Genomic DNA, 10,984 nt, shown 5'->3' on the forward strand with positions numbered 1-10,984 from the left:
AGTAATTTTTTATTCTTCATAACCATAAGAAAGGGTGGAATGATGAAAAATAATATGACTCCTTTGAAACAAGGTTTATATGATCCAGCTTATGAACATGATGCGTGCGGAATCGGATTTGTTGCTAATATAAATGGCAATTCATCTAATCAAATAATTAGGCAGGGATTGTCCATGCTTAACCGGTTAGAGCATCGAGGAGGTCAAGGTAGTGATCCTGCTGTTGGAGATGGAGCTGGAATCATGACTCAGATTCCTCATCAGTTTTTCTTAACTAAATGTGAGAAGATAAGTATTCCTGAAGCAGGAAATTACGGGGTTGGAATGATTTTTTTGCCACAAAAGATGCAATGGCGGAAGAAATGTGAGCATCAAATAAAAAAATTCATAGAGAAAGAGGGCCAACAATTATTAGGGTGGAGAACTGTCCCGACCGATGATTCAACTCTTGGGAATTCTGCTAAGAGCAGTCAGCCATTTATTCGACAAGTGTTTATTGGGAAAACGGATAAAGAAATGGACGATGCTTCTTTTGAAAGAAGGCTCTATGTTATTCGAAAAAAAACGGAAAAAACTATTAGAGCAAGACAATTGGCTGGAAGTGAAAAATTCTATATTTCCAGTCTATCTTCCAGGACAATCGTTTACAAAGGGATGCTCACTCCTGAACAGCTAGGTGCTTATTACGTTGATCTCCAGGAGAAAATTTTTACATCTGCATTTTCTCTTGTCCATTCAAGATTTAGTACAAATACCTTTCCGAGCTGGGAAAGAGCCCATCCAAACCGATATTTAATTCACAATGGAGAAATAAATACGTTAAAAGGGAACGTAAATTGGATGAAAGCACGGGAAAAAGTAATTGAATCTTCAGTTTTTGGGGTGAGGATAAATGAACTATTGCCAATTATTGATTTAGATGGAAGTGATTCTTCATCTTTTGACAATTGTTTGGAATTTTTGATCCTATCTGGACGCTCCCTACCCCATGCAGCAATGATGATGGTACCTGAACCTTGGGAAAAAGACGAACGTATGGAGGATTCATTAAAGGCATTTTATGAATATCACAGCCATTTGATGGAGCCTTGGGATGGACCTGCTGCTTTAGGTTTCACTGATGGAAAGCAAATCGGTGCGATGCTAGATCGCAATGGTCTCCGTCCAGCACGTTACTATGTAACATCTGATAATACAATCATTTTCTCATCTGAGGCAGGGGTAATTGATATAGATCCTGATCTAATTATTCAAAAAGGAAGACTAAGCCCTGGAGAAATGCTGTTAGTAGATTTACAAAAAGGCAGCATTCTCTCGAACAAGGAAATAAAAGAAAGCATCGCCAATGAATTTCCATACCGCAAATGGTTAGATGAAAAACAGATTCATTTGAGTATGCTGCCGGAAGTGAATAAATCTCATCAAGAAAAAAGCACAAATCTATTACAATTTCAGCGCGCATTCGGATACACGTATGAAGAGCTGGCAAAGCATATTGAACCAATGGCAATGGAGGGGAAAGAGGCTGTAGGTTCCATGGGGAATGATACACCATTAGCTGTTCTCTCCAATCATTCACAGCTTTTATACAATTACTTTAGACAAATGTTTGCCCAAGTAACCAATCCTCCAATTGATGCTATACGTGAATCATTTGTTATATCGACTGTCACCTTACTGGGTGCTGAAGGAGATTTATTCAATCCAACACCTGAAAATTGCCGTCGCATTCGGATGGAAACACCAATTTGCACGGATGATCAGCTTAAGCGGCTCCGGCATAATCCCTATGCTTCATTTAAAACAGAAACATTTCCAATTTTATTTGATGTCAAAGATGAAGAACAAGGTTTAGAAAAGGCATTAAATCATTTATTTTCTTCGGTTGATCAAGCAGTTAAAAAAGGAGTATCAATCATAATTTTATCTGATAGAAATATGGACAAAAGTGCTGCGGGCATTCCAGCACTGATTGCGGTTAGCGGGGTTCATCACCATTTAGTACGGCAGGGAACTAGAACGAAGGTGAGTATAATCGCAGAAACAGGTGAGGCAAGAGATGCCCATCAATTTTGTATGCTAATTGGGTATGGGGCAGATGCTGTCAATCCATATCTTGTATTTCAGACAATTAAAGACATGCTAATTAGCCGGCCAAATCAAACATTAGATTACTTTGAAGCAATAGAGAACTATATTCAAGCTGCAACACATGGAATGATTAAAGTCCTTTCTAAAATGGGGATATCTACTATTCAAAGTTATCGGGGAGCACAAATTTTCGAGTCTGTTGGAATTGATTCTCTCGTTATTGAAAAGTATTTTACTGGAACACCAGCAAGATTAGGCGGAATGAAACTCGAAGCAATTGCGAAAGAAACACTGCTTCGGCATGCAGAAGCCTTCCAACAAAAAAATAAAGAGGAAACATTAAAGAGCGGCAGTGATTTTCAATGGCGGTATGGTGGAGAAGCTCATGCTTTCCGTCCTGAAACAATACATCTTCTGCAGTATGCATGCCGTACGAATGATTATCAGCTTTATAAAAAATATGCGGAATTGGCCAATGAAGAACAACTTATTTTCATGCGTGGGATGCTGGAATTTAAAAGGACTCCGTCCATTCCAATAGATGAGGTGGAAAGTATTGAATCAATTTGCAGACGCTTTAAAACGGGAGCCATGTCATATGGTTCATTAAGCCAAGAGGCTCATGAAACAATTGCAATTGCGATGAATCGGATTGGAGGCAAAAGCAATAGCGGGGAAGGGGGAGAACATCCAGACCGCAGTATCCCAGATGAAAATGGCGACAGGAGAGGAAGTGCGATTAAGCAGGTTGCTTCAGGAAGATTTGGGGTTTCAAGTCATTATTTAATCCATGCGGAGGAAATTCAAATTAAGATGGCTCAAGGGGCAAAGCCAGGTGAAGGCGGTCACTTGCCAGGTAGCAAAGTCTATCCATGGATAGCAGAAGTGCGAGGCTCTACACCAGGTGTTGGTCTAATCTCACCACCGCCGCACCATGATATCTATTCTATAGAAGATCTTGCCCAGCTCATACATGATTTAAAACATGCCAATCCGCAAGCGAGAATTAGTGTTAAGCTTGTCGCGAAGGCTGGTGTCGGCACAATTGCTGCCGGTGTTGCGAAAGGGCTGGCAGATGTCATTTTAATAAGCGGATCAGAAGGCGGAACGGGTGCAGCACCGAAAACAAGCATTAAACATACAGGTATGCCTTGGGAGATTGGGGTTGCAGAAACGCATCAAACCTTGATGCTCAATGGGCTAAGAGACCGGGTTGCGATAGAAGCGGATGGGAAAATGATGACTGGCCGAGACATTGTGATTGCAGCACTGCTAGGAGCAGAGGAATTCGGTTTCGGTACAGCACCCCTCGTTGTCTTAGGCTGTGTTCTTGTTCGTGCTTGTCATTTAAATACTTGTCCAGTTGGGATTGCTACCCAAGATCCTGAACTGCGCAAAAAATTCCATGGGGAAGCGGAATATCTCGTTAACTTCATGCGATTTATTGCGCAGGATGTTCGTGAAATTATGGCTGAGCTTGGTTTTAGAACAATTAATGAAATGATTGGCCAAACAAATAGGCTAGTGCAAATAGATAAATCAAAAACGCACTGGAAAACAAAAGACTTGGATCTTTCAGCACTATTATATAAGCCAAAGGTTTTAAACAAGGGGGGAATGTATAATCAAAGACCGCAAAATCACAAGCTTGAACGCTCTCTTGATCAGAAAGTGCTTTTAGATATTTGTCAGCCCGCACTTACACATAAAAAGAAAGTAAAAGCGAGTTTCACAATTCAAAATATTCATCGGACAGTGGGCACGTTTGTAGGAAGTGAAATAACGAAGCGTTATGGGCAGGCTGGTCTGCCAGAAGATACAATTGAATTGCAATTTTCGGGATCGGCTGGACAAAGCTTTGGGGCATTTTTACCGAAAGGAGTCACGCTGAATCTTTTGGGGGATGGAAATGATTATGTAGGCAAAGGGTTATCGGGCGGAAAAATCATAGTAAATCCATCAGTAAAATCTGCTTTTTCCCCTGAAAATAATACAATTATTGGAAATGTTGCCTTTTATGGAGGAACATCAGGTGAAGCATACATTCATGGTTTAGCTGGTGAACGTTTCTGTGTTAGAAATAGCGGGGTTCATGCTGTTGTAGAGGGAATTGGCGATCATGGCTGTGAGTATATGACAGGGGGACGTGTTGCTATTCTGGGATCAGTTGGGAAAAACTTTGCAGCTGGAATGTCTGGCGGTATAGTTTATGTTTTTGCAGAGGATTATGAAGACTTTTATAAGAAATGCAATCAGGATTTAGTCATTTTGGAGCCGCTTGATAAGAGAGAAGAAATCGAAGAGCTTAAGCAGCTTGTTGAAAAACATCAATATTATACAAAAAGTTTACGAGCAGAATATATTCTACATCGCTGGAACGGTCTTTTATCGACATGGGTGAAAGTAATTCCAAAGGAATATAAACTTGCTGTTCAAAAAATGGGCTGGAATGATAAGAAGGCAGAAGGAATACCTGATTTTATTAACCCTAATCAAATAGATCCAACGTCACGAACTATAAGCTTAATGAATTAAAGAAAGGAGTGAATCGATGGGAAAGCATACTGGTTATATTGAATATGACAGGGAAGGGCCGATAGAAAGAAAACCGAGTGAACGTTTGAATGACTGGGGAGAATATCTGCAGACACATTCTGAAGACAGCATGGAAAAGCAGGGGGCACGATGTATGGATTGTGCAACCCCGTTTTGCCATACGGGGATTCAAATAGGAAGGTCCATGATAGGCTGCCCAACAAATAATCTAATTCCCGAATGGAATGACCTTATTTACCGTGGAAGATGGAAAGAAGCATTTGAGAGGTTAATTAAAACCAATAATTTCCCTGAATTCACTGGACGTGTATGTCCTGCTCCATGTGAAGGATCCTGTACAGCTGCTATCAATAATTCAGCTGTTGCCATTAAAAGCATTGAACGCGCCATTATTGAAAAAGGTTTCTCGGAAGGGTGGATTACTCCAAACCAGCCGGCTATACGTACTGGAAAAAAGGTAGCAGTAGTTGGGTCAGGTCCAGCAGGGCTTGCATGTGCAGATCAATTAAACAAATTGGGGCATTTAGTAACTGTTTTTGAACGTTCTGATCGGATAGGCGGATTGCTTATGTATGGCATCCCGAATATGAAGCTTGAAAAAGACATTGTCGAGCGGAGAGTTCGTTTATTAGAAGCTGAAGGCATACAGTTTATTACAAATACGGAAATTGGCAAAGACATTCAAGCAAACGAATTACGCGAAAGTTTTGATGCGGTTATTCTTTGTACTGGTGCACAAAAACCTAGAGATTTGTCAATTAAAGGGAGAGAGCTAAAAGGCATCCATTTTGCAATGGATTATTTAACAGCTAACACGAAGAGTTTATTAGATTCTAATTTGGCGGATCGAGCATATCTTTCGGCAGAAGGAAAGGCTGTCATCGTCATTGGGGGAGGCGATACAGGAGCAGACTGTATTGCAACTGCTTTAAGACATAAGTGTAAAAGCATTGTACAATTCGGAAAGCATCCACAGCTCCCAATTGAGCGTACAGCTTCTAATCCGTGGCCAGAATTTCCAAATACCTTCTCATTAGATTATGCATATGAAGAAGCTAGTGTACAAATAGGTAACGATCCAAGGGAATATTCGATATTAACGAAGAGATTTGTTGGTGATGGAGACGGGTATGTGAAAGAGCTGCATACAGTTCAAATTGAGAAAACAACGGATCAGCATGGAAATACTTTTATTCATGAAATCCCCGGCAGTGAAAAAATATGGTCCGCTGATCTTGTACTAATTGCAATTGGATTTAGTGGTCCTGAAGTGGAAGTGCTTCAAGCATTTGCGCTCAAACAAGAAAAACAGCAGAAGATGGAGGCGGAGAATGATAAGTATGCAACTAATATAGAGGGGGTATTTATTGCTGGCGATGTGCGCAGAGGGCAGAGCCTTGTTGTATGGGCGATTCGTGAAGGGAGGGAAGCAGCTTTAGTTTGTGATAAATATATGATGAGTAAGATCAAATAGTAAAATTAAATATATTGGAGGCATGAAGATGGCGGATTTATTTTTGGTTAATAGTTTATGGATTATGTTAGGTGCAATTTTGGTCATTTTCATGCAGGGTGGGTTTATTTTATTAGAAGCAGGCTCTACTAGGATGAAAAATGCTGGTCATATTGCAGGTAAAACTATTTTTTCTTTCGGTATTGCCTCTATCATTTTTTGGGCAGTAGGCTACGGCTTTATCTTTGGAAATAATGGAAACTTTTTTATAGGTATGTCTGACTTTTTCTATTCGGGGCAAGAAACGGGAGAAACTAGTTATTCTAAGGCTGCATTCTTCGTGTTTCAGCTTGCGTTTGCGGGAATTGCTTTAACTATTGCATTTGGCGGCTTTGCAGAGCGTGCCAAATTATCGGTATATCTTATTTTTGCCCTTATTTTCTCAAGCATCATTTATCCAATTGTTGCACATTGGATATGGGGGGGAGGCTGGTTAGCTGAGCATGGAAAACAGGATTTTGCTGGTTCGACAGTTGTCCACCTGACAGGTGCGATGGCGGCACTTGCTGCTACTATATTATTAAAGCCGCGGATTGGAAAATACAATATGGACGGCTCTGCAAATAATTTACATGGGCACAACCAGGTATTCACTGCTTTAGGCGTGCTTATTTTATGGATCGGCTGGTTTGGTTTTAATGCTGGGAGTACTTTAGGAGTTGAAAATGGATTTTTTGGCTTTATTGCTTTAAATACAAATTTAGCTGCAGCTGCCGGGGCAATCAGTGCTTTACTTATTTCATGGGCAGTGATGGGAAAATCGGATATTCCAACGATGTTGAATGGAGCATTAGCAGGACTCGTTGCGATTACAGCTTCATGCGCATTCGTTGAAACATGGGCAGCATTTGTTATTGGTATCATTGCTGGATTACTAGTCTTTTATGGTGCCAGACTGTTTGAAAAACTAAAGATTGATGATCCGATTTTCGCACTGTCAGTCCATGGCTTAGCTGGTGTATGGGGAACGTTATCTACCGGATTATTTGCTGCACCTGAATTAGCATCTGTTGGTCAACCAGGATTGTTTTATGGAGGCGGGCTATCTCAGCTTGGTGTCCAAGCGATGGGTGTAACTGTTTCCGCAGTTTTTGCCTTTACTGTTTCATTTGCCGCATTATTTATCATGAAAAAAGTAATGAATGGAATCCGAGTGACAAAAGAAGAAGAATTAATGGGATTAGATATTAGTGAGCATGGCACTTACGGATATCCTGAAGAGTTTATAAAAAAAGAACAAAACGGCCCAAATGATTTAATTGTGCAGCCAACATTGAATACGCAGCCTTAATAAATGTAGGATTATCCTGAAAGTAAACTCACTATTCCTTGATATCCAAAATAAAGACCAAAACCAATTAAGGAAAAGCCAGAAATGATTGATATCATTTTAAGGCTTCTGCTATTTAAAAACCTTCTAAAACCAGTAGTCAGCCCAGCTACAAGAACATCCCAAAGTGTTAAACCGAGAAATATCATACTGCTGTAAATTAATAATGAGGTTGTTCCGTTCGTTTGCGCCGTTTTCGCCAAAACAGAACCATAAATACCTAGCCAAAAAAGAATGGACATAGGGCTAGTAATGGACATAATAAATCCAGTGAAGAAACATTTTATGATTGATTCCTTTCCACTGCTGTCTGCAAGAGTAAAAGAGCCCGCACTGATAATACTTTCAATTCCTGAATAGATAAGGATAAAACCGCCGAATAACCAAAGAAAGATTTGGACGACAGGAATTTCTAGAAACTGAACCATTCCTAAATAAACGATCATCATGAAGATCCCATCTGCAATCATCGAGCCAGCACCAACCACCCATGCATGCCAAAATCCGTTTTTTATTCCTTTATCTAAACGGGCAGAATTTACAGGACCAATCGGAGCTGCTAAAGTAAATCCTAATAAAATATAGCTTAATAAAATACTGCTGCTCAAACATCCACCACTCCACCTCAGAATTGAGTTATATAACTTGTACATTTTATGTAAAAGATTTGACGATATGACAAATAGTCCATTGATTATTAATAAAAAAGCCCTTCAGTTGAAGGGCTTTTTCCATTGTATATATCCTATATTTTGCTTTTTTATCTTACATTCATTTCGCTTGGTTTTGGTCCTTTGCGTTCATTTCGATTAAGTTTGTTGATTTCTTCCATTTCATTCAAGGAAAGTTCAAAATCAAATACATTGAAATTTTCTTCAATTCGTGTTGGTGTTACAGATTTCGGAATAACGATTGTGTCATTTTGTAAATGCCAGCGCAAGACGATTTGTGCTGGTGTTTTTCCGTGATCTTTTGCAATTTTTTGAATAACTTCTTCGTTCAGCACTTCGCCGCCTTGCTGTAAAGGACTCCAAGCTTCGACAAATATCTCGTGTTTGGCACAAAAGTCTTTTACCTCTTTTTGATCAAGGTATGGATGACACTCAATTTGGTTTAGGACAGGCTTGACATCACATTCTTTTAAAATTCGCTCCAGGTGTTCGATGTCAAAATTACAGACCCCAATCGCTTTTACTCGTCCATCATGATAAAGTTTCTCTAATGCTTTATATGTATCAACGTATTGATCGAACTCTGGCGTTGGCCAATGAATCAAGTATAGATCAACATAATCAAGACCAAGTCTTTCTAAACTTTCATCAAATGCACGCAATGTATTTTCATAGCCTTGATCACTATTCCAAACTTTTGTAGTAATAAAAAGCTCTTCACGTGGAACGGAAGAAGCTTGGATCGCTTTCCCGACGCCACGTTCATTCTGATAAATCATTGCAGTATCAATAGACGTATAGCCCACATCAATTGCTTTGGCAACAGCAACCTCTGCTTGATCATTCTCCACTTGCCAAACCCCGAACCCAAGCTGCGGCATTTTTAATCCATTATTTAAGGTTACAAAATTCATCAAAATGTCTCTCCTTTGCTAATTATTGCCTTTCAATTGCAGTTTTAGGATAACAATTTGAATGGTAAATATCAAATAATTAAAACGATAAGGTGAGTAAATATTTCAAGTTTAGGATCTAAAAAAAAGCGCAAATTAATATTGCCTTGATAAAAAATGATTAGGAGGGCGATTGTTATGAAGATAAAGCTTGTGATAACTGTACTATTTGCTATATTTTCATTAGGATTATTGTCGGCTTGCGGTGCTAATAACAACAGAATGAATGATACGGAGGATGTAAATTACCGACCTGTTCGATATGAGCCTCAGGATAATAATATTGGAACTGACCTGGACAACCCAAATATGAATCCGGCCAGATATGATCAAAATAATAGGAATAACCATGATTTGTTAAATAATGTGCAGCAAAATGACCGTTTATATGATGAGAATAGAGATGATCAAATACCTGGGACAGGCGGAACAATGAGAGGGCAATAAACTGCGAAGAAGCAGGAAAAATAATTACGTGTGTAAGTTAATTGAAAATGAATAAACAGGTCATATAAATACCTGTTTATTCATTTTGTAAGGTAATTCTAAAGAACAGATGATAAAAATCTTTACAAATTTTCATGCCTTGGTCTGCGTTTGCGATAAATGACATAGCTTCGTGTTAAGTATCTGACTGGTACACTAAAAACGTGTACAAGGCGTGTGAAAGGCCATGCAGCCACTAATCCAAATACTGCGAGCATATGAAATTTAAACCAAACAGGAACAGCTATCAATAAGCTTGGGTCAGCACGGAAGGTTATAATGCCCCTAAGCCATGGTCCAATTGTTGTCCGATAATCAAAACCTTGTGAATCTATATTTGAAAAAGTAGCTGACATTCCTGATAAAATAACAATAAGTAAACAAATAAGTGAAATCCAATCTCCTTTAGTGCTAGTAGCAATAAGCCTGCGTACAGTCATCCTTCGATAAAGGAGAATGAATATCCCAATCGAAGCAGCAATTCCAGCAGGGATTCCCCCTATAAGGGCAATCATATGGTATTGATGTTCAGAAATACCCATTGATTCATACACTCCAATAGGAATTAAAAGTCCCATTACATGACCGCCGAATACAAAGATAATTCCCCAATGAAATAGATTGCTGCCTAAACGAAGGAGCTTCTTTTCCAGCAATTCGCTTGATTTGGAAGTCCAGCCGAATTGATCGTGTTGATAGCGATAAATATGACCGCCGATAAATATTGTCAGAACAATATAGGGGAAGACTACCCAGAGAAACTGGTCGAACATAGAGTTTCACTCCTTCTAACAGTCTTTGAAATTCCAATTGCTTCAAGGGCTAATAAAATAGCCTTCATTATGTGCCCGTAATGATTATCTTCAGGGTTAATATTTTCGGAAATTTCCTTTATGCTCGCAAAGTATCTGGAAAAAACAGGTATTATTATTTCTTGGTCTACATGGCTTGCAAATTCCAGCATGATTGGCAAGTAGTCTGGCAGTTCTTGGTCAGTTACAGCAAATCCATGTATTTTGTAATAATTTTTCAAGAAAAGGAGATCCATCCCTCGTTCACGCTGTTCCCCATTCGACATATACGTGACATAAAGATTCGTTTTCTTGCCAAAATCAAAAGTATTTATATACACGGAAATCAGTTTTGACGGAGACATCTGTTTACATTTATGAAGAAATTGAAATAATTCTTCTTTTATTGAAAGAAAAGACGGGAGATGAATATCTTCTTTAAGGTCATCAAAAGATTCAAGAAATTCTTTATTCGGATAGCTTAATAAATAGGAACAAACTTGAAAAACTTGTTGTACTTCATGGAAAATCATTCGTTTGCCACCAGCTTTCTGATTGTTAGATTTGCTAAAAGGGGAGGGGGCGATGAAATA

The 10,984-nt window shown here is 39.1% G+C and carries 8 protein-coding genes; 4 read left to right on the top strand and 4 right to left on the bottom strand.

Annotated elements, in window-relative coordinates; all coding sequences use genetic code 11:
- The first annotated feature begins 42 nt into the window (after positions 1-42).
- Genes gltB through C1726_RS21250 form a run of 3 tightly spaced genes read left to right on the top strand, consistent with a single transcriptional unit; the run spans position 43 to position 7,451 of the window.
- Positions 43-4,626, top strand: a complete 4,584-nt coding sequence (gene gltB / locus C1726_RS21240; protein ID WP_102274968.1) for a glutamate synthase large subunit — start codon at positions 43-45, stop codon at positions 4,624-4,626.
- A 16-nt stretch (positions 4,627-4,642) separates the two neighbouring features.
- Complete coding sequence (locus C1726_RS21245) at positions 4,643-6,121, top strand: glutamate synthase subunit beta (protein ID WP_102274969.1); 1,479 nt, start codon at positions 4,643-4,645, stop codon at positions 6,119-6,121.
- A gap of 28 nt (positions 6,122-6,149) precedes the next feature.
- On the top strand, positions 6,150-7,451 hold the full coding sequence (locus tag C1726_RS21250; protein ID WP_102274970.1) for an ammonium transporter: 1,302 nt from the start codon (positions 6,150-6,152) through the stop codon (positions 7,449-7,451).
- 11 nt (positions 7,452-7,462) lie between these two features.
- On the opposite strand, the gene C1726_RS21255 is transcribed toward C1726_RS21250, so the two are convergent.
- Together C1726_RS21255 and C1726_RS21260 are read right to left on the bottom strand one after the other, a co-directional pair.
- On the bottom strand, positions 7,463-8,098 hold the full coding sequence (locus C1726_RS21255; protein WP_102274971.1) for a LysE family translocator: 636 nt from the start codon (positions 8,096-8,098) through the stop codon (positions 7,463-7,465).
- Between the two features lie 152 nt (positions 8,099-8,250).
- On the bottom strand, positions 8,251-9,075 hold the full coding sequence (locus C1726_RS21260; protein ID WP_102274972.1) for an aldo/keto reductase: 825 nt from the start codon (positions 9,073-9,075) through the stop codon (positions 8,251-8,253).
- Positions 9,076-9,252: 177 nt separating this feature from the next.
- Here C1726_RS21260 and C1726_RS21265 point away from each other — a divergent pair, with 177 nt between their 5' ends.
- Entirely contained in the window at positions 9,253-9,561 is a 309-nt protein-coding gene (locus C1726_RS21265; protein WP_102274973.1) for a hypothetical protein, read from the top strand.
- 122 nt (positions 9,562-9,683) lie between these two features.
- On the opposite strand, the gene narI is transcribed toward C1726_RS21265, so the two are convergent.
- Both narI and narJ read right to left on the bottom strand, forming a co-directional pair.
- Positions 9,684-10,373, bottom strand: a complete 690-nt coding sequence (gene narI, locus C1726_RS21270) for a respiratory nitrate reductase subunit gamma (protein ID WP_102274974.1) — start codon at positions 10,371-10,373, stop codon at positions 9,684-9,686.
- On the bottom strand, positions 10,349-10,924 hold the full coding sequence (gene narJ / locus C1726_RS21275; protein ID WP_180968259.1) for a nitrate reductase molybdenum cofactor assembly chaperone: 576 nt from the start codon (positions 10,922-10,924) through the stop codon (positions 10,349-10,351). The genes narI and narJ overlap by 25 nt, the downstream gene beginning before the upstream one ends.
- Positions 10,925-10,984 lie beyond the last annotated feature (60 nt).

Source organism: Cytobacillus massiliigabonensis, assembly GCF_900199725.1.
GTDB lineage: Bacteria > Bacillota > Bacilli > Bacillales > Cytobacillaceae > Cytobacillus > Cytobacillus massiliigabonensis.